17 protein-coding genes are annotated in these 17,707 nt (G+C 65.8%); 12 read left to right on the forward strand and 5 right to left on the reverse strand.

What is annotated here, in order from left to right:
- Positions 1–201 precede the first annotated feature (201 nt).
- The 3 genes from IWX75_RS06690 (at position 202) to IWX75_RS06700 (ending at position 3,832) form a co-directional block, all read left to right on the forward strand.
- Complete coding sequence (locus tag IWX75_RS06690; RefSeq protein WP_196821471.1) at positions 202–1,644, forward strand: NAD-dependent malic enzyme; 1,443 nt, start codon at positions 202–204, stop codon at positions 1,642–1,644.
- Between the two features lie 93 nt (positions 1,645–1,737).
- Entirely contained in the window at positions 1,738–3,024 is a 1,287-nt protein-coding gene (locus IWX75_RS06695) for a DUF6986 family protein (RefSeq protein ID WP_196821472.1), read from the forward strand.
- A complete protein-coding gene (locus tag IWX75_RS06700; protein WP_196821473.1) occupies positions 3,017–3,832 on the forward strand; it encodes a bifunctional allantoicase/(S)-ureidoglycine aminohydrolase in 816 nt (271 codons plus the stop codon). Before IWX75_RS06695 ends, IWX75_RS06700 begins: the two co-directional genes overlap by 8 nt.
- A 79-nt stretch (positions 3,833–3,911) precedes the next feature.
- Here the strand turns inward: IWX75_RS06700 and IWX75_RS06705 are convergent, their stop codons facing one another.
- Positions 3,912–4,544 carry an NUDIX hydrolase gene (locus IWX75_RS06705; RefSeq protein ID WP_196821474.1) on the reverse strand — a complete coding sequence of 211 codons (633 nt, stop codon included), beginning with the start codon at positions 4,542–4,544 and terminating at the stop codon, positions 3,912–3,914.
- 202 nt (positions 4,545–4,746) lie between these two features.
- On the opposite strand from IWX75_RS06705, the gene IWX75_RS06710 reads away from it, so the two are divergent.
- From IWX75_RS06710 to IWX75_RS06735, 6 genes are all read left to right on the forward strand, one after another.
- Positions 4,747–5,529 (forward strand): hydroxypyruvate isomerase family protein, encoded by a 783-nt coding sequence (locus IWX75_RS06710; protein WP_196821475.1) that lies wholly within the window; start codon positions 4,747–4,749, stop codon positions 5,527–5,529.
- A 54-nt stretch (positions 5,530–5,583) separates the two neighbouring features.
- Positions 5,584–6,468 carry a 2-hydroxy-3-oxopropionate reductase gene (locus tag IWX75_RS06715; RefSeq protein ID WP_196821476.1) on the forward strand — a complete coding sequence of 295 codons (885 nt, stop codon included), beginning with the start codon at positions 5,584–5,586 and terminating at the stop codon, positions 6,466–6,468.
- 31 nt (positions 6,469–6,499) lie between these two features.
- Entirely contained in the window at positions 6,500–8,278 is a 1,779-nt protein-coding gene (gcl, locus tag IWX75_RS06720; RefSeq protein ID WP_196821477.1) for a glyoxylate carboligase, read from the forward strand.
- Between the two features lie 9 nt (positions 8,279–8,287).
- On the forward strand, positions 8,288–9,433 hold the full coding sequence (locus tag IWX75_RS06725; RefSeq protein WP_196821478.1) for a glycerate kinase: 1,146 nt from the start codon (positions 8,288–8,290) through the stop codon (positions 9,431–9,433).
- A 15-nt stretch (positions 9,434–9,448) separates the two neighbouring features.
- Positions 9,449–10,819 (forward strand): allantoinase AllB, encoded by a 1,371-nt coding sequence (gene allB, locus IWX75_RS06730; RefSeq protein WP_196821479.1) that lies wholly within the window; start codon positions 9,449–9,451, stop codon positions 10,817–10,819.
- Positions 10,820–10,906: 87 nt separating this feature from the next.
- Entirely contained in the window at positions 10,907–11,668 is a 762-nt protein-coding gene (locus tag IWX75_RS06735; RefSeq protein WP_196821480.1) for an IclR family transcriptional regulator, read from the forward strand.
- 73 nt (positions 11,669–11,741) lie between these two features.
- Here the strand turns inward: IWX75_RS06735 and IWX75_RS06740 are convergent, their stop codons facing one another.
- Genes IWX75_RS06740 through IWX75_RS06755 form a run of 4 tightly spaced genes read right to left on the reverse strand, consistent with a single transcriptional unit; the run spans position 11,742 to position 15,352 of the window.
- On the reverse strand, positions 11,742–12,032 hold the full coding sequence (locus tag IWX75_RS06740; protein WP_196821481.1) for a GNAT family N-acetyltransferase: 291 nt from the start codon (positions 12,030–12,032) through the stop codon (positions 11,742–11,744).
- 28 nt (positions 12,033–12,060) lie between these two features.
- Entirely contained in the window at positions 12,061–13,668 is a 1,608-nt protein-coding gene (locus IWX75_RS06745; RefSeq protein ID WP_196821482.1) for a GMC family oxidoreductase, read from the reverse strand.
- Positions 13,665–14,276, reverse strand: a complete 612-nt coding sequence (locus IWX75_RS06750) for a hypothetical protein (RefSeq protein WP_196821483.1) — start codon at positions 14,274–14,276, stop codon at positions 13,665–13,667. The genes IWX75_RS06745 and IWX75_RS06750 overlap by 4 nt, the downstream gene beginning before the upstream one ends.
- A 35-nt stretch (positions 14,277–14,311) precedes the next feature.
- Entirely contained in the window at positions 14,312–15,352 is a 1,041-nt protein-coding gene (locus IWX75_RS06755; protein ID WP_196821484.1) for an NAD(P)-dependent alcohol dehydrogenase, read from the reverse strand.
- Positions 15,353–15,518: 166 nt separating this feature from the next.
- Between IWX75_RS06755 and IWX75_RS06760 the strand changes: the two genes are divergently transcribed.
- From IWX75_RS06760 to IWX75_RS06770, 3 genes are all read left to right on the forward strand, one after another.
- Positions 15,519–16,070 carry a dihydrofolate reductase family protein gene (locus IWX75_RS06760; RefSeq protein WP_196821485.1) on the forward strand — a complete coding sequence of 184 codons (552 nt, stop codon included), beginning with the start codon at positions 15,519–15,521 and terminating at the stop codon, positions 16,068–16,070.
- Between the two features lie 30 nt (positions 16,071–16,100).
- The gene (locus tag IWX75_RS06765; RefSeq protein WP_334684160.1) at positions 16,101–16,367 is read left to right on the forward strand and encodes an MmcQ/YjbR family DNA-binding protein; all 267 of its coding nucleotides are present in this window, start codon (positions 16,101–16,103) and stop codon (positions 16,365–16,367) included.
- Positions 16,368–16,482: 115 nt separating this feature from the next.
- Positions 16,483–17,700 carry an NAD(P)/FAD-dependent oxidoreductase gene (locus IWX75_RS06770; protein WP_196821486.1) on the forward strand — a complete coding sequence of 406 codons (1,218 nt, stop codon included), beginning with the start codon at positions 16,483–16,485 and terminating at the stop codon, positions 17,698–17,700.
- Positions 17,701–17,707 lie beyond the last annotated feature (7 nt).

The following is a 17,707-nucleotide window of genomic DNA, read 5'->3' on the forward strand; positions in this document are numbered from 1 at the left end:
CGTTGGCTTCGACTCGAACTGTAGCACTCGGATGTGACTCACACCACTGCTATTTTGAAATTGTTATATCGTTTTGCGGAATATCTCGACTGCAAGTAGCGAGTCATCCGCGCAGCTGCTCGACTTGTAATTCCGCACAGCAGATAATAATGTCCGTAATACGAAAACTAAGTGCCCATCCCTGATCTTCGAGGAGACTCAATGGCGAATCCCAGCCCCGGATACTCAATCACGCTCAGGGTGGAGGCACCGTCAGCCTTCACGACAACGGCGGAGCTGGCTGCAGCCGTCGGTGCAGCCGGCGCATCCATCACCGCTCTGGACGTCACCGAGTCCCACCACGGCCACATCATGGTGGAGGTCACCTGCAACACCACAGATGCCGCGCATGGTGAACAGGTCCGGGACGCACTCGACAAGCTGGACGGCGTAAGGGTCCACCACCTCAGCGACCGCACCTTTGAAATGCACCTCGGCGGCAAGCTGGAGGTCGTCCCGAAAGTTGCACTTCGAAACCACGACGATCTCTCACGTGCCTATACCCCCGGCGTCGCCCGGGTCTGTCTCGCCATCGCCGAGAATCCGGAGGAAGCGCGGAACCTGACGATCAAGCGCAACACCATCGCAGTCGTCTCCGACGGCTCGGCGGTGCTGGGCCTCGGCAACATCGGACCCGCTGCGGCGCTGCCCGTGATGGAGGGCAAGGCTGCGCTGTTCAAGCAGTTCGCCGACGTCGATGCCTGGCCCGTGTGCCTTGATACCCAGGACACCGAGGAGATCATCAGCATCGTCAAGGCACTCGCTCCGGTATACGGGGGAGTCAACCTCGAGGACATCGCGGCCCCGCGCTGCTTCGAGATCGAGAAGCGACTCCGCGCCGAACTGGACATTCCCGTGTTCCACGATGATCAACATGGCACCGCGATCGTCACCCTCGCGGCCCTCACCAACGCGCTGCGGGTGGTCGGAAAGAACCTGGGCGAGGTGCGCATCGTGGTTTCCGGTGTGGGAGCCGCAGGATCCGCCATCATCCAGCTGTTGCTGGCGGAGGGTGCCCGCCATATCGTGGCCTGTGATCGCAAAGGCGCCATCAGCAGCGCCCGGGACCATGTCGATCCCCACCGCCAGTGGATCGCGGGCAACACGAACCAGGAGGCATTCGAGGGGTCACTCCATGAAGCACTCGTCGACGCCGACGTCTTCATCGGCGTCAGTGCTCCGAACGTCCTTGCCGTAGAGCATGTCGCGTCGATGGCCGGGAAGGCTATTGTCTTCGCTATGGCCAACCCCGATCCTGAGATCGATCCGATCCTCGCTGCACGGCATGCAGCCGTCGTCGCCACGGGTCGAAGCGACTTCCCGAACCAGATCAACAATGTGCTGGCCTTCCCCGGCTTCTTCCGCGGGCTGCTCGACGCCGGGGTCTCGGACATCACTCCGCAGATGCTCGTTGCAGCAGCCCGGGCGATCGCCGCGAGGGTCGGGGACGATGAGCTGGATCCCAGCTTCATCGTTCCCAGCGTGTTCGATCCCCACGTCGCCGCCGACGTCGCAGCAGCAGTTCGTGCCGCCGCTGCCACCCCGGCAGCGGCACCCGGGACCGAAACGGACCAGGCCTACTCCTTCGCATCCGCAGACTTCTAGGAAAGGCATCACCATGTTTCTCGATGCAACGCGTCCGTCGCCGTTCAGGGCTGCGGAGACCATCCTCGCTTCTCCGTCATGCGAGGTGGGCTGATGGCAGCCGAGCCCGTTCTCGGGGCCGGGAACTATGCGGTCATCGATCAGACGCTGCGGGAAACCGATGCTCTGCTGCAGCAGGGCTATCCGGGTGACGATGGCACCCGCCAGCCGGTCCACACCGTCTACATACCGGCAGACACGTTCACGCCGGCACTTGCGGGGGACTGGGGGCGTCAGGCCCTGACCGCTGCGGATCAGCAGGGAGGCGTGGATGCTCTCTGCAGCAGTGTCGGTGTTCCCCCGGAGCTGGTCGAACAGATCGGGAACAAGGTCACGGCGAAGCTGCAGCGGGAACCCATCGAGGACCTCCGGCTCGATTTCGAGGACGGTTACGGGGAGCGTGGCGACGCCGAAGAGGATCGCCATGCACGGAGCGCTGCAGAGCTGGTCCGCCGGTCGATCAGCGAGGGGACCGCTCCGCCGTTCATCGGAATCCGCTTCAAAAGCTTCGAGGAGCCCACGCGTGCCAGGGGTCTTCGCACCCTCGATCTGTTCCTTGCCGGACTGCTGGAGGCGGGAAGCCTCCCTGAGGGCCTCGTACTGACGCTTCCCAAGGTCAGTACTGTGGCCCAGGTCGAAGCGATGGTTTATGCCTGCGAGTCCCTGGAACAGTTCCACGGGCTCGAGCCCGGCCGGCTCCGCTTCGAAGTGCAGATGGAAACCCCGCAGCTGATTCTCGCAGCCGACGGCACGGTTCCGGTGGCCGCCCTGCTGCACCGGGGCGAGGGCCGGGTAGCTGCGCTCCACTACGGCACCTACGACTACAGTGCGTCGCTCGAGATAGCTGCCGCCTACCAGGCCATGGATCATCCAGCCGCCGACTACGCCAAGCAGGTGATGCAGGTGGCCGTCGCGGGAACCGGCGTTCGGCTGTCGGACGGTTCGACGAACATCCTGCCGCTCGGAACTGACGAGAACATCGCTGCCGCCTGGAGGCTCCATTCCTCGCTGGTGCGCAGATCCCTCGAGCGCGGCTTCTACCAGGGGTGGGACCTCCATGCAGCGCAACTGCCGTCGCGGTACATCGCCACCTACCTCTTCTACCTGCAGGGCTTCAGCCAGGCCGCGCTTCGGCTGGGCAACTATGCGCATGGCCTCGAAAGCACCGTTCTGGATGAACCGGCCACCGCCCGCGCCCTTGCGCGGTTCATCCACCGCGGACTTTCCTGCGGGGCCCTGAACGAAAACGAAGTCGAGCACCAGAGCGGCATCACCATCGGTCACCTCACGGCGCTCGCACACCCGAAAAGAACCTCCACCCCGAAGGACTCCGATGTCTGATCCCAGCTACTACACGCCCCGGACCGCCCTGCCGCCCCAGACGGCGCTGCTCACCGACCGGGCAATCGTTACCGAGGCCTACACGGTGATCCCCCGGGGTGTCCTGCGCGACATCGTGACCAGTGTGCTGCCCGAATGGACAGACACCCGTGCCTGGGTGCTCAACCGTCCTGTCGCAGGGGGAGCAACCACGTTCGCCCAGTACCTGATGGAGGTGGCGCCCGGGGGCGGCTCCGAGGCTCCGGAGCCGCAGCCGGAGGTCGGCTCATTCATCTTCCTCCTTGAAGGTGAGCTTTCGGTTGCCATCGAAGGCGAAAACCATTCCCTGACACCCGGCGGCTTCGCCTACCTGCCCGCAGGATCGAGCTGGCGGGCGAAGAACAGCAGTACGGCCCTGGCCAAGTTCCAGTGGATCCGGAAACGCTACGAGCCCCTGGCCGGGCATACGCCCCAAGCAGTCGTCGGCAATGAGCAGGACGTCGAGCCCGGAGCCATGCCGGACACGGACAACAAGTGGCGCACCACCCGCATGCTTCCGGTCGAGGATCTCGCGTACGACATGCACATCAATATCGTCACCTTCGAGCCGGGTGCCTCGATCCCCTTCGCCGAAACACACGTCATGGAACACGGGCTGTATGTCCTCGAGGGTAAGGCGGTCTACCGGTTGAACGGGGACTGGGTGGAGGTGGAGGAAGGCGACTACATGTCCCTTCGGGCATTCTGCCCCCAGGCCTGTTATGCCGGCGGGCCGTCCAACTTCCGCTACCTGCTCTACAAGGACGTCAACCGCCAGATCGTCCTCTAGGTCCTTTCCTCACGGTCGAATCCCTGCCGGGCGGCGAGGACCGGCAGGCTGCCCGTCAGCAGCTTCGCCGGGCGTGGATTCAGAGGCGGCCCACCGGAAGGATTCGGCGCTTCCCCGTCAGACCACCTGTGCTCCCGGCGAGTTCTTGCAGCAGAGAGGCGGTCGGCCTCATCAACTTCAGCCGACCCTCCGCCGCGCCGCGCAGGATGCCCCGCACCGGTGCCCAGTGGGATGAATCGGCCTCAGTGGTCCTGTGCTGCGGGTCCAGCGACGTTGCCGGCAGGGCCAGGAAGAAGAAGGTGTCAAAGCGCCTACCGTACCCTGTCGGCGTGATCCAGTTGGCCCACGGGTTCAGCTCCCGGGCGGGTACCAGGACACCGGTCTCCTCTTCCACCTCCCGCACCGCGGCGGCCAGCAGCACCGCGGACGCGGCCAGCAGGTCCGTTCGGCCCCCGCCCCCGATGCTGGTTCCGGCCCAGCACCGTGCGTGTCCTTCGAGGAGATCCGGAGGAATGGGCCGACTGCGGGACGCGACGCGGTCCACCTCGTCCACGCGGCCGCCCGGAAAGACCACCATGCCGGCGGCGAAGTCCATGGTGAGTGTGCGGTTCTGGACGAAAATCTCGAGATCGGGCACCTTCCCGCGCAGCATCAGGACACTGACGGCCAACTGCGGCACCACCGAGGGGACGGCGCTGTGTCCTTGGGTCATGATCGTGCCTCCTGGAAGAACTTTACCGATCGTCCCGTACCTGCCCGCTTCCCAGCGGTTCGAGCTGTCCGAGGGGGTAGTGCGAACCGCTCGCCGGTTTCGTTGACATCCCAGCTACCGGTCCCCTACTATTCCATTCTAAGGAACTTGGTTTCCACAAAGCGATAATCCGAGTAACGCAGCCCCCACCGAAGGAACTGACATGTCATACACCGTGAACTGCTCCATCCTCCTCACGGAGCTGCCACTGCTGGAGCGTCCCGCCGCCGCCAAGGCAGCGGGGTTCGAGAACGTCGAGTTCTGGTGGCCGTTCGCCGAATCGGTTCCGTCAGACGCCGAAATCACCGCGTTCGAGTCAGCGATCACCAGTGCCGGCGTGCAGCTGACCGGGTTGAACTTCAACGCGGGGAACATGCCGAACGGGGATCGGGGGCTCGTGTCCTGGCCCGAGCGGTCGCAGGAATTCCGGGACAACCTCGACGTCGTCGCCGGCATCGGGGGACGGCTCGGCTGCAAGGGGTTCAACGCGCTGTACGGCAACCGCACCCAGGGGTCGACCCCGGAGGAACAGGATGCGCTCGCAGTGGAGAACCTGGTGCTCGCATCGAAGGCGGTTGCAGGGATCGGCGGCATCGTACTGCTCGAACCAGTCAGCGGCGCCGAGCACTACCCGATCAAGACCGCGCAGCAGGCGATGGATGTCATCGGCAAGGTGCGTGCCGAGGGCGCCGCGAACATCGGACTGCTGGCGGATTTCTACCACCTCTCGGTCAACGGGGACGATGTCCCGGCCGTCATCAGCAGCTTCGGCGCCGACTTCGGGCATGTCCAGATTGCCGACGCCCCGGGGCGCGGAGCACCCGGATCCGGCGAGCTGCCCCTGGGGGAGTGGATCGACAGCAGCCGGTCCCGCGGCTATGGGGGTTTCATCGGACTCGAGTACAAGACCCCGGCCGACGGTGCCTTCTCCTGGCTGATCCGCTAGGAACCTGATCCGCTAAACCGTCCCCGAACATCGACACGCAAAGGACTAGAGACAATGAGCAGAATCGCAGTAATCGGACTCGGAATCATGGGTCTGCCCATGGCAGTGAACCTGGTCGAGGCAGGGCACGACGTCACCGGTTTCAACCGCAGCCAGGACAAGATCGACAAGCTCGTCGCCGCGGGTGGAACCGGTGCCGCGGATGTCGCAGAGGCAGTGAAGGACGCTGAGATCATCCTCACCATGGTCCCTGACTCCCCGGACGTCGAAGCCGTGGTGCTCGGGGAGGAAGGAGTGTTCGCGAACGCCAGGAGCGGAGCGTACTGGGTGGACGCCAGCACCATCCGGCCCGACGTCAGCGTACGGCTCGCAGCGGCCGCAGCCGAAGCCGGCGTGAATCCCCTCGACGCTCCTGTCTCAGGGGGCGAGCAGGGGGCGATCGAGGGAAGCCTTTCCATCATGGTCGGAGGTGAAGCGGAGCATTTCGAGGCTGTCCGGCCCGTCCTGGAGGCAGTCGGCGGAACCATCGTCCACGTCGGCCCGGCGGGATCGGGGCAGACCGTCAAGGCGGCGAACCAGCTCATCGTCGCCGGGACCATCCAGCTGGTGGCCGAGGCATTGGTGTTCCTCGAAGCCCACAGTGTCGACACCGAAGCAGCCATTCGGGTCCTTGCCGGCGGACTCGCCGGCAACCGCATTCTGGACCGCAAGGCCGCCTCGATGGCGGCACGCACCTTCGAACCGGGGTTCCGGGTCGATCTGCACCACAAGGATCTAGGGATCGTCACCGCCGCCGCTCGGGAGGCAGGCGTAGCCATCCCACTCGGAGCGCTCACAGCCCAGCTCATGGGATCGCTCCGCGCCCAGGGCCACGGCTCACTCGACCACTCGGCGCTGCTGATCCTGGTCGAGCAACTGTCCGGCCGGGCATCCCGGTAATACACTCCAACACTTTTCGATAGGAAATCCCATGGCAAAGATGCGCGCAGCAGACGCCGCAGTACTCATCCTAGAGAAGGAAGGAGCCACGCAGGCCTTCGGCCTTCCAGGGGCAGCGATCAACCCCTTCTATTCGGCAATGCGCGCCCACGGAGGGATCCATCACGTCCTTGCACGCCATGTCGAAGGTGCCTCGCACATGGCGGAGGGCTACACCCGGGCCAAGGCAGGCAACATCGGGATCTGCATCGGCACGTCCGGGCCCGCCGGCACCGACATGATCACCGGCCTGTACTCGGCCTGGGCGGATTCCATCCCCATCCTCTGCATCACCGGCCAGGCACCCGTCGCCAAGCTGCACAAGGAAGACTTCCAGGCAGTGGACATCGCCTCGATCGCGAAGCCCGTCACGAAGATGGCCATCACGGTCCTGGAGGCAGCGCAGGTACCCGGCGCTTTCCAGAAAGCCTTCTACGAGATGCGCTCGGGCCGTCCGGGGCCGGTGCTGATCGACCTTCCGATCGATGTCCAGCAGACCCTGATCGAATTCGATCCCGAGACGTACGAGCCGCTGAAGCCCGCCAAGCCGGCCGCCACGCCGCGGCAGCTCGAGAAAGCCCTCGACATGTTGGTCCGGGCCGAGCGCCCCCTGATAGTCGCCGGAGGCGGGATCATCAATGCCGACGCCGCCGATGACCTCGTCGAGCTGGCGGAACTGCTCAACATCCCGGTCATCCCGACCCTCATGGGGTGGGGAGTCATTCCCGACGACCACGAACTCATGGCCGGCATGGTCGGGTTGCAGACCTCGCACCGCTACGGGAATGCGACGATGCTCGAATCCGATGTCGTGATCGGGATCGGAAACCGCTGGGCCAACCGCCACACCGGGGCACTCGATGTGTACACCAAGGGCCGTACCTTCATCCACATCGACATCGAGCCGACCCAGATCGGGCGGGTGTTCGCGCCCGACTTCGGGATCGTCTCCGATGCAGGCGAGGCACTCCGTGGCCTCGTGGAACTGGCACGCGAGCGCCGCGCCGTCCAGGGGCTTCCTGACTGGAACGCCTGGGTCAAGGACTGCGCCCAGCGCAAGTCCCTGCTCCAACGCAGGACCCACTTCGACAACGTGCCCATCAAACCACAGCGGGTCTACGAGGAGATGAACCGGGCCTTCGGCCGGGACACCAAGTACGTCTCCACCATCGGGCTGTCCCAGATCGCCGGAGCCCAGTTCCTCCACGTGTACCAGCCGCGCAACTGGATCAACTGCGGTCAGGCCGGGCCGCTGGGTTGGACCGGACCGGCCGCGCTGGGCGTGGCCCAGGCCTCCCCCGGGACTCCCGTCGTCGCCCTGTCGGGTGACTACGATTTCCAGTTCATGATGGAGGAGCTTGCCGTCGGTGCCCAGTTCAAGCTGCCGTACATCCACGTGGTGGTGAACAACTCCTACCTCGGCCTCATCCGTCAGGCCCAGCGCGGGTTCGAGATGGATTACCACGTCTCCCTCGCCTTCGAGAACATCAACGCCCCCGAACTGGAGGGCTACGGCGTGGACCATATCAAGGTGGCGGAAGGCCTGGGCTGCAAGGCGATCCGGGTGCGGGAGCCGGATGACCTGCAGGCCGCTTTCACCAGGGCCGGCGAACTGATGGCTAAGTTTCGAGTTCCGGTGGTGGTGGAGGTCATCCTCGAGCGCGTCACCAACATCTCGATGGGAGCCGCAGGCATCGATGCGATCAACGAGTTCGAGGACCTGGCGGAGGCTTCTGATGACGCACCAACCGCCATCTCGCTGCTGGTCTAGGGTGAATCCATGCGGATCGTTCTAGCACCGGACAAGTTCAAGGGATCACTCTCGGCACCTGAGGTGGCCAGCCACCTTCGAATCGGCCTGCTGAGGGTGGTTCCCGATTCCGACATTCTCGAGGTGCCGGTGGCCGACGGCGGTGAGGGCACCGTGGATGCCGCCGTCGCAGCAGGCTACGAGCGGCGCTATCTTCCGGTCACCGGACCGACCGGTGAGCCGGTGTCGGCGGCGGTCGCGGTCCGGGGGCACCAGGCGGTCGTCGAGATGGCCGCCGCCTCCGGGCTGGCGGTCCTGCCGGGCGGGACACTCGACGCGCGGGGTGCCTCGAGTGTGGGCACGGGTCAGCTGATCACGGCTGTCCTTGACCTCGGGTGCACCGAAATCGTCCTCGGAGTCGGGGGGAGCGCAAGCACCGATGGCGGAGCCGGACTCCTTGTCGGCCTCGGCGCGGGGCTGCTCGACGAGGAAGGTGCGGTCCTGGCCCCGGGCGGCGCCGCGCTGGCACGGCTCACGCGGATCGACCTGTTAGGGCTGGACCAACGGCTTTCGACCGCGAAGTTCATCCTCGCCAGCGACGTGGACAACGGACTCCTCGGCGACGGCGGAGCAGCAGCTGTTTTCGGTCCGCAGAAGGGCGCGTCCGCCGACGATGTGCTCGAACTCGACGCCGCGCTCGGGCGCTTCGTGCAGGTCCTGGGTCATGAGATCGGGCAGGCCGCGATCGATGCCGCCATCCGACCGGGCGCGGGAGCTGCCGGCGGAACCGGCTACGCAGCCATGGTCCTGCTGGATGCCGAACGCCGGCCCGGCGTCGACGTCGTCCTCGAGTTCACCGGCTTCGCCGCCCACCTGGCAGGCGCGGACCTGGTGGTGACCGGAGAGGGGAGCCTGGATGAGCAGACCCTGTTGGGGAAGACCCCGGTCGGAGTTGCCCGGGCCGCCGCCGCTGCGTCGATCCCGGTTCTTGCGGTCTGCGGGAGGAGTCTCCTGACGGCGGATGAGCTCAGTGCTGCAGGCTTTGATCGAACCTATGCACTCACCGACCTCGAACCGGATGTCGCACAGTGCATGGCCAATGCCGGACCGCTCGTCGAACGGGTGGGAGAACTGGTAGGCGCCTACCTTCTGTCACTCAAGCCGGTCGGCACCTAGAAACGAAGGAACTCCATGACGACAGAGCAGTCCACCGCCGACCCGGGCAGCACGATCTTCGACCTCGTGATTCGGGGCCGGAGGATCCTGACCACCGCCGGAATCCGGGAGCGTGAGGTCGGGGTCGTGAACGGAACAGTGACGGCGATCGTGCCGTTCGGCAGCGGTCTTGCAGGGCGCGTGACCGTTGACCTGCAGGACGACGAAACCCTGCTCCCCGGCCTCGTCGACAGCCATGTGCACGTGAACGAACCCGGACGCACCGAGTGGGAGGGTTTCGCCTCCGCGACCCGTGCCGCGGCGGCCGGCGGCGTGACCACCATCATCGACATGCCGCTGAACAGCATCCCGCCGACGGTCGACGTCGAGGCACTCCGACAGAAGCGGGCGGCTGCCGAGAACCAGGCCTTCGTCGATGTGGGCTTCTGGGGAGGAGCGATTCCGGGAAATACCTCCGAGTTGCGCGGCCTGCACGATGCTGGTGTCTTCGGCTTCAAATGCTTCCTGCTGCACTCAGGCGTGGATGAATTCCCGCATCTCGAGGCAGACGAGATGGAAGCCGACATGGCGGAGTTGAAGACCTTCGACTCGCTGATGATCGTCCATGCCGAGGATTCCCGCTCCATCGACCGGGCGCCGTCGGCGGAGGGTGACCAGTACGAGAAGTTTCTCGCCTCGCGCCCCCGGGGAGCCGAGAACATGGCCATCGCCGAGGTGATCGAGCGGGCACGCTGGACGGGAGCGCGGGCGCATATTCTCCACCTCTCCTCCTCGGATGCACTGCCGATGATCGCCAGCGCCAAGCGCGACGGAGTGAAGCTGACGGTGGAAACCTGCCCGCACTACCTGACCCTGCTGGCGGAGGAGATTCCCAACGGTGCCACCGCCTTCAAATGCTGCCCGCCGATCCGTGAAGCCTCGAACAGGGAACTGCTGTGGAAAGGCCTCGAGGACGGCGTCATCGACTGCATCGTCTCCGACCACTCGCCGAGCACCCTCGACCTGAAGGATCTTGAGAACGGTGACTTCGGAGTCGCCTGGGGCGGTGTCTCCTCCCTCCAACTGGGCCTTTCGCTGATCTGGACCGAAGCGCGTCTGCGGGGCATTGCGCTCGAGCAGGTGGTGGAGTGGATGTCCCAGCGACCTGCCGCGCTTGCACGGCTGACGAGGAAGGGCCGGCTCGCGCTGGGGTACGACGCCGACTTCGCCGTCTTCGCAGCCGACGAGAGCTACATCGTCGACGTGGACAAGCTGCATCACAAGAACGCCATCAGCCCGTATGACAAGAAGCCGTTGGTGGGCGTCGTCAGGCGGACCTACCTCCGGGGAGTCGAGGTGGACGGCGTGACGCCCTCCGGACAGTTGCTGCGCCGCGGCTCCGCCTGAGCACCGAATATCCGGTAGGTTGGTAGTAAATTCCACAAGGCGGATATTCAACCTTGTTTCACGAGCGCGACAGATCAGGGGACAGCAATGGTCGAGAAAACAGTCAAAGGCGGCGTGCAGTCCGTCGAGCGCGTTTTCGAGCTGTTGGAGCTGATCACCGATGCCGGGGGCGAACTGACCCTCAGCGAGCTCTCCTCCTCCACCGACCTGCCGCTTCCGACGATCCACCGGTTGCTGCGCACACTGGTGGGCAAGGGCTATGCCCGTCAGCTTCCCAACCGCCGGTATGCACTGGGGCCGCGTCTGATCCGCTTGGGCGCCGGTGCCAGCAGCCAGCTCGGCTCGCTGGCGAGCCGCCAGCTCAAGCACCTGGTGGACACCCTGGGGGAGACAGCGAACATGGCGGTGCTGGACGCCGACATGGTGGTCTATGTCGCGCAGGTGCCGTCGGCGCATTCGATGCGCATGTTCACCGAAGTCGGCCGGCGCGCCCACGCCCATGACACCGGTGTGGGGAAGGCGATGCTGTCGCAACTCAGTGACGCGGCAGTGCGGAGAATCGTGGCGAAGGCGGGCATGCCGCCGCACACGGAGAAGAGCATCCGGACCGTCGAGGAGCTGCTCGAGGACCTGAACGTCATCCGGGAGCGCGGGTACTCGATCGATGAGCAGGAGCAGGAAATCGGCGTCCGGTGTTTCGCCATTGCTGTTCCAGATGCGCCCACGCCGACGGCCATCTCGGTGTCCGGGCCGGTGTCGCGCGTTGATGAGGCTTTCGCCGCGCGGGCGGTTCCGGTGCTGCGCGAGGCGGCCCTGACCATCTCGAAGGACTTCGAGCTCCCCGACTGACCAGCATCCCGGGAAGCGGCCTGGACGACGACGCCGGGCGGCGCGCGGCGTCGTCGTCCGAACCGTGCCGGGGCTATTGCGTCAGGTCCTGGTACTCGGGGTGCTCCCGGATGAAGGCCGCGACGAAGGCGCACTCCGGGGTCACGGCGAGGTCCTTGGTGCGGACGTCGTCCAGGGCCGCATGGACGAGGGCACTCCCGACGCCCTGGCCCTCGATGTCCTGATGCACCTCGGTGTGGGTGAACACGACGCGGCCGGGAACCTGGTGGTACGCCGCGAACCCGACAGGTTCACCTGCACGGCGCACCACATACCGGTTGTCCTCCGGGCTGTCGGCGATCGTCAGGTCCGTCTCGCTGCTCATCTGTTTCTCCCTCGGGGTTTCTTCTGGATCAGATGACCGATGCGGCCATCTGCTGCGCGATGTACTCCGCCTGCCGGATGGCCAGCGCCACGATGGTGAGCGTCGGATTCGCCGCCCCACCGGTGGTGAACTGGGATCCGTCCGACACGAACAGGTTCCTCACGTCGTGGCTCTGGCCGAATCCGTTGACCACGCCGTCCTCGGGCCGTTCGCTCATGCGTGCGGTTCCCAGGTTGTGCGTCGAAGGATACGGGGGAGTGTGGTGCGAGGACAGGGCCCCCACCGCCTCATACAGGAGGGATGCCTGCTGGTAGGCGTGGTTCCGCATCGCGGTGTCATTGGCGTGGTCGTCGAAGTGCACATTCGGGACGGGCAGGCCCAGGCGGTCCGTCACGCTCGTGTTCAACGTGATGCGATTGGTCTCCTGCGGCATGTCCTCACCGACGATCCACAGGCCCGCCGTGTTCTCGTAATCGTCGAGCAGCGATGCGAAGCCGGGGCCCCATGCTCCAGGATCCACGAAGCTCGCGAGGAACGCCGGTCCCAGCGCAACGGTTTCGAGGTAGTACCCGCCGGAGAATCCGCGGTCGACGTCGTGCCGGGATTCGTCAGCCACCATCCCGGCCATCGTCTCCCCGCGGTACATGTGCACGGGCCGATCGAACTTGGCGTAGACAGAGCCGGTGGTGTGGCGCATGTAGTTGCGTCCCAGCTGTCCCGAGGAGTTCGCGAGGCCGTCCGGGAACAGGGGGGAGCCCGAGAGCAGCAGCACCCTCGCCGTTTCGATCGAGTTCCCTGCGACGGCGACGACACGTGCCCTCTGCCGCTGCAGGTTCCCCTCGCCGTCCACGTACAGGACGCCGTCCACGAGGCCCCCGGGTGTGTGGGTGATCTGGACTGCCTGGCTGTTCGGCCGCAGGTCCAGCTTGCCCGTGCCCAGCGCCTTCGGTATCTCGGAGACGAGGGTCGACCACTTGGACTTGTTCTTGTCCCCCTGAAAATTGAAACCGTCCTGGATGGATCCGGGTCGGCCGTCGTAGGGTTCGGCATTGGTGCCGTAGGGACCCGTTGCGTAGTGGCGGTAGCCGATGCGGTCCGCTCCCGCAGCGAGGACCTTGTAGTTGTTGTTCGCGGGCATGGCGCGCCTGCCGTGGCGGTGGGTGGTGCCGATCTTCTTCTCGGCCCTGTCGTAGTACGCCTCGAGATCCTGCAGGCTGATCGGCCAGTCGAGGAGGTTTGCGCCGTCGATGCGGCCATACGTGGTGCGGGTCGTGAACTCGTGGGCCTTGAACCGCGGCGTCGCGCCGGCCCAGTGCGTCGTGGTGCCACCGACGGCTTTCACGAGCCAGGCGGGCAGGTTCGGGAAGTCGCGCGCCACACGCCAACTGCCCGACGTCGTCCGCGGATCCAGCCAGGCCATCTGGTTGAAAGCCTCCCACTCGTTGTTGACGTACTCCTCGTTCCGGATGTGGCCGCCGGCCTCGAGGACCACCACCTTCACGCCCCGAGTGGTCAGCTCGTGGGCAAGGGTTCCGCCGCCGGCGCCCGAACCGATGATGACGACGACGTCGGCGTCGTCCTGGTCGAAGTGGGCCGACGCCGGTTCGGCTGCCGCCCCATTCAGCTCTGCGGTCATGGTGTGGTGCCTTCCTGCATGGTGGCGGAGCCCCGGAAGAGGTCGGGAAACTGTTCCTCGCGTTCGACGCCACCGGTTTCGCCGGCAGCTTCTGCGCGCAGTGGGGCGTGCTGGGCGATGTCGTAGCCCAGCGGGCCGATTTCGGTCAACGCCTCGTCGCTCTCCTCGATGCGGGGGTCGGGCAGCCAGTCGAGATCGTCGAAGCCCCGGTGCAGGTAGCCGCCCTGGTCGAAGGATGCGCCCTCGTAGCCGAAGTACTTCCACACCTCGGGGTCGTCATAGAAGTTCAGTACGGTGGTGCGGCGGATGAATCCGAAGAACTCGAGGTCGCTGATGCGTTTCAGCACTGCCAGGGCGCGTTCGTCCGGGAGATCGAGGAACTTCTCCTCGGTGAGGGTGTTCAGGGTGAGCAGGCCCTGCGTCAGCGCCACGCGGAACCAGGTGGACTCCTGCGCTTCAGCAACGATCTTGTCGGCCATGCGCTCGTACGGGCCGTCGGGAATGGTCGGGTGTGGGAATGCGACACGGATGATCCGCGCGAGCGTGCGCCGTGCCTCCTCCGTCAGCTGTAGCTCGTTGAGGGCCGAATATTTCGCGGGAAACGCCATTGTTCTTACCCCTTGGGTTGTTCGATCGGTTGCCGTTATCGATTGAGGTTCGGAACGAGGATGCCGCGGCCCACAAGTCGGCCCGCGTCGAGGTCGTGCATCGCCTGGACCGCGTCCTCGAGGTCGTAGGTCCGGGTGGAGAGGGTGACCTTCCCCTGTGCGGTGAGGGTCATGAGTTCAGTGAGCTCGGTGTAGGTGCCCACGAGGTTGCCGACCACGTTGATCTCCCGCGAGATGATCTCGATCGTGTCGATGTCCACTGAGCCGCCGTAGCCTATCGAGTAGTAGCTGCCGCGGTTCCTCAGGGCCGCGATTCCGAGTGGCTCGGTGCCGTGCTCTCCCACGAAATCGAAGACCACCTGCGCTCCGCCCCCGGTGATATCGAGCAGTTCTCCTGCGGTTCCGCTCGGGTCGGCGGAGTTGACTGTGTGGTCCGCACCGAGGGTACGGGCGAGTTCGAGGGCGTCCGCTGAACGGTCGACGACGGTCACCTCCGCCGCGGTGAGCGCCTTGAGCGACTGCACGCCGATGTGTCCAAGACCGCCGCTGCCGATCACGACGGCGTGGCTCCCCGGCGGCAGCAGGGGCACGGATTTGCGGACCGCGTGGTAGGCGGTGAGACCGGCGTCGGCCAGCGCTGCCACCTCGGCGGGCTGCAGGCGCGGATCCAGCTTCACCACCGAGCGGGCGTTGGTGAGCAGATACTCCGCCATGCCGCCGTCGGCGTTCAGGCCGGGGAAGCCGGCGTCCGCGCAGTGCGAATCCTGCCCTTCGCGGCATGCGGGGCAGAGCCCGCACGTCACGAGGGGGTGCAGAATCACGGTGTCGCCCACGGAGACGTTGGAGACGGCGGACCCGATCCCGGAAACCCAGCCGGCGTTCTCGTGGCCGAGGATGTAGGGAAGGACCGGGTGCTGAATGGAGTCCCACTGGCCCTCGACGACGTGCAGATCGGTACGGCAGAGACCTGCGGCTCCGATCTTCACGAGAACGTCCCAGGGCCCGGCGACCTGCGGTTCGGGGACGTCGTCGATCGATGGATCTTCGCGGTACCGGTGAACACGGACAGCCTTCATGATCCTCCTGCGCGTCGAAGGGGTGCTAACTAGAGTCTGTCTGGGGTTACGGCAGAAGGGAAGGGGCTGTTCGTTCCTGCGGCTCCGCAGGAAGCCGGCACGGCCCTTGACGGGATGCCGCGAAGTCAGTTGACTCAGCGGTACGCCAATCCTCGAGGAGATTCCCATGCGCAAAGTCACCGCAGGCCTATTTTCTTCCGTCGACGGCGTGGTGGAGTCCCCGCACCTCTGGCAGTTCGACAGCTTCGACGACGAGCTCGGCGCCGGCATGGACGCGATGCTCGAGCGCACCGACACCGTGCTGCTTGGCCGGGTCAGCTACCAGGAGTGGTCGGACTACTGGCCGAAGGCCCAGTCCGACGACGAATTCGGCACCTTCATCAATCCGGTCGAGAAGTTCGTGGCCTCCCGTTCCCTGACGGACAGCCTCGAGTGGGAGAACTCGCGTCGGATCGAGGGGGACCTGGTGGATTTCGTCACCGGACTGAAGGCCACTGACGGGAAGGACATCAGCGTGTGCGGGAGCATCTCCGTGGTGCGGCAACTGCTGTTCGCCGGCCTGCTCGATTCGCTCACGCTGATGATGCACCCGGTGATCGCCGGGTCGGGGCGCCGCCTCTTCGAAACCGGCGATCCGCTGACGCGGCTGACACTGCTGGACAGCACCATCACCAGCAAGGGCAATGCGATCCTGGTCTACGGAGCGCACGGGCGGTGAGCCGGCATTCCTTTGGCAGGCCCTTCCCTCATGGCGACTGAGGACGACGTCCGGAGGATGTGCCTCGGGCTGACCGGCGTGAGCGAACGCCTCAGCTGGAATCAGCCCGCGTGGTTCGCGGGAACGCTGGTGGCACGGATCTGGGAGGACGGCGTCCTGACCGTGAAAACCGGGGAGAGGGACGCCCTGCTCGCCGGCGATCCCGAGGTGTACTACATCACGCCGCACCATGAGCGGTCGCCCAGCCTGGTCCTCGTCCGCCTCGTCTCCTGCAGGAGGATGAGCTGTCCGAGCTGATCGAGGAGTCCTACCGCATCGCGCAGGGACGCGCGTAGGCCCTGACCTGCCTGACCCTCCTGACCCGCCTGACAACAGGCTGATGGGGGAGCCGATCGAGCGGTAGGGTCGTGCCATGACGACTTCCCCTCCTACCGGCACCCATCACGACGTCGTTCTGATCGGCGGCGGCAACGCCGGCATTTCACTGGCAGCGCGGCTGCGGCGCTACGGCGTGAAGGACGTCGCCGTCGTCGAGCCGCGCGATCACCACCTGTACCAGCCGCTCTTCTCACATATCGCCGGCGGAACCGCCCCTGCGGACATGGCCACCCGGCCGCAGGCGGAGGTGATGCCGAAGGGAGTCCGGTGGATCCGCGACGCCGCTACGGGAATCGACACCGACGCCAACACGGTGCTGCTTGCCTCGGGCGCGCGGGCCACCTACGGGCACCTCGTGGTGTGTCCCGGAATCCAGAAGGACTGGGACGCGGTGCCGGGACTCGTCGACGCGATGGCCTCGCCGTCCGGGGCGTCGAACTACGAGTTCGAGCTCGCTCCGAAGGCCTGGGACCTGCTGCGGAACCTGAGGAAGGGCACCGTGGTGTTCACCCAGCCCGCCGGCCCGGCGACCTGCGCCGGTGCGTCCCAGAAACCGATGTACCTCGCCTGTGACTACTGGCGCGAACAGGGCGTCCTCGGGGACATCCGGGTGGTGCTGGTGGTGCCGACGCCCACCATCTTCGGCATGCCGCTCGTCGACGCGGAACTGAACCGCAAGATCGCCGAGTACGGTATCGAACTGCGCTTCAGCAGCGAGCTTGCCGGAGTCGACGCAGGTGCCCGCACCGCCGTCGTCCGCAGCAAACTCACCGGGGAGACGGAGAACATCTCCTACGACGTGCTGCACGCAGTTCCGCCGCAATCGGCACCGGACTGGCTGAAGGCGACGACCCTCCCGGCTCGCGGCGACGCCGGCGGATTCGTCGAGGTGGACCCGGAAACGCTCCGGCACGCGCGCTATGGGAACGTGTGGTCCCTGGGCGATGCCGCGGGCACGAAGAACTCGAAGTCCGGCGCTGCGCTGCGCATGCAGACCGCCGTGCTGGCGCGGAACCTGGTGTCCGTGCGGAAGGGCGAGACGCCGGGAAAGAAGTACAACTCCTACTCGGCGTGCCCCTTCACGGTGTCCCGCGGAACGGTGGTGTTCTCGGAGTTCGACGACCTCTACCGTCCCAAACCGACGATCCCCCTCTGGAAGGGGCTGGCGAAGGAGCGGCGGCTCACCTGGTTCGCGGACCGCGTCCTCCTGCCCCGGGTCTACTGGTACCTGATCCTGAAGGGGAGGGCCTGAGCGACTC

The sequence above is a fragment of the Arthrobacter sp. CAN_A6 genome, assembly GCF_015751715.1.
In the GTDB taxonomy this organism is placed as follows: domain Bacteria; phylum Actinomycetota; class Actinomycetes; order Actinomycetales; family Micrococcaceae; genus Arthrobacter_D.

Coding starts and splice junctions, on each gene's coding strand:
- IWX75_RS06690 (WP_196821471.1), top strand. CDS start 202: ATGGCGAATCCCAGCCCCGGATACTCAATCACGCTCAGGGTGGAGGCA.
- IWX75_RS06695 (WP_196821472.1), top strand. CDS start 1,738: ATGGCAGCCGAGCCCGTTCTCGGGGCCGGGAACTATGCGGTCATCGAT.
- IWX75_RS06700 (WP_196821473.1), top strand. CDS start 3,017: ATGTCTGATCCCAGCTACTACACGCCCCGGACCGCCCTGCCGCCCCAG.
- IWX75_RS06705 (WP_196821474.1), bottom strand. CDS start 4,544: ATGACCCAAGGACACAGCGCCGTCCCCTCGGTGGTGCCGCAGTTGGCC.
- IWX75_RS06710 (WP_196821475.1), top strand. CDS start 4,747: ATGTCATACACCGTGAACTGCTCCATCCTCCTCACGGAGCTGCCACTG.
- IWX75_RS06715 (WP_196821476.1), top strand. CDS start 5,584: ATGAGCAGAATCGCAGTAATCGGACTCGGAATCATGGGTCTGCCCATG.
- gcl (WP_196821477.1), top strand. CDS start 6,500: ATGGCAAAGATGCGCGCAGCAGACGCCGCAGTACTCATCCTAGAGAAG.
- IWX75_RS06725 (WP_196821478.1), top strand. CDS start 8,288: ATGCGGATCGTTCTAGCACCGGACAAGTTCAAGGGATCACTCTCGGCA.
- allB (WP_196821479.1), top strand. CDS start 9,449: ATGACGACAGAGCAGTCCACCGCCGACCCGGGCAGCACGATCTTCGAC.
- IWX75_RS06735 (WP_196821480.1), top strand. CDS start 10,907: ATGGTCGAGAAAACAGTCAAAGGCGGCGTGCAGTCCGTCGAGCGCGTT.
- IWX75_RS06740 (WP_196821481.1), bottom strand. CDS start 12,032: ATGAGCAGCGAGACGGACCTGACGATCGCCGACAGCCCGGAGGACAAC.
- IWX75_RS06745 (WP_196821482.1), bottom strand. CDS start 13,668: ATGACCGCAGAGCTGAATGGGGCGGCAGCCGAACCGGCGTCGGCCCAC.
- IWX75_RS06750 (WP_196821483.1), bottom strand. CDS start 14,276: ATGGCGTTTCCCGCGAAATATTCGGCCCTCAACGAGCTACAGCTGACG.
- IWX75_RS06755 (WP_196821484.1), bottom strand. CDS start 15,352: ATGAAGGCTGTCCGTGTTCACCGGTACCGCGAAGATCCATCGATCGAC.
- IWX75_RS06760 (WP_196821485.1), top strand. CDS start 15,519: ATGCGCAAAGTCACCGCAGGCCTATTTTCTTCCGTCGACGGCGTGGTG.
- IWX75_RS06765 (WP_334684160.1), top strand. CDS start 16,101: ATGGCGACTGAGGACGACGTCCGGAGGATGTGCCTCGGGCTGACCGGC.
- IWX75_RS06770 (WP_196821486.1), top strand. CDS start 16,483: ATGACGACTTCCCCTCCTACCGGCACCCATCACGACGTCGTTCTGATC.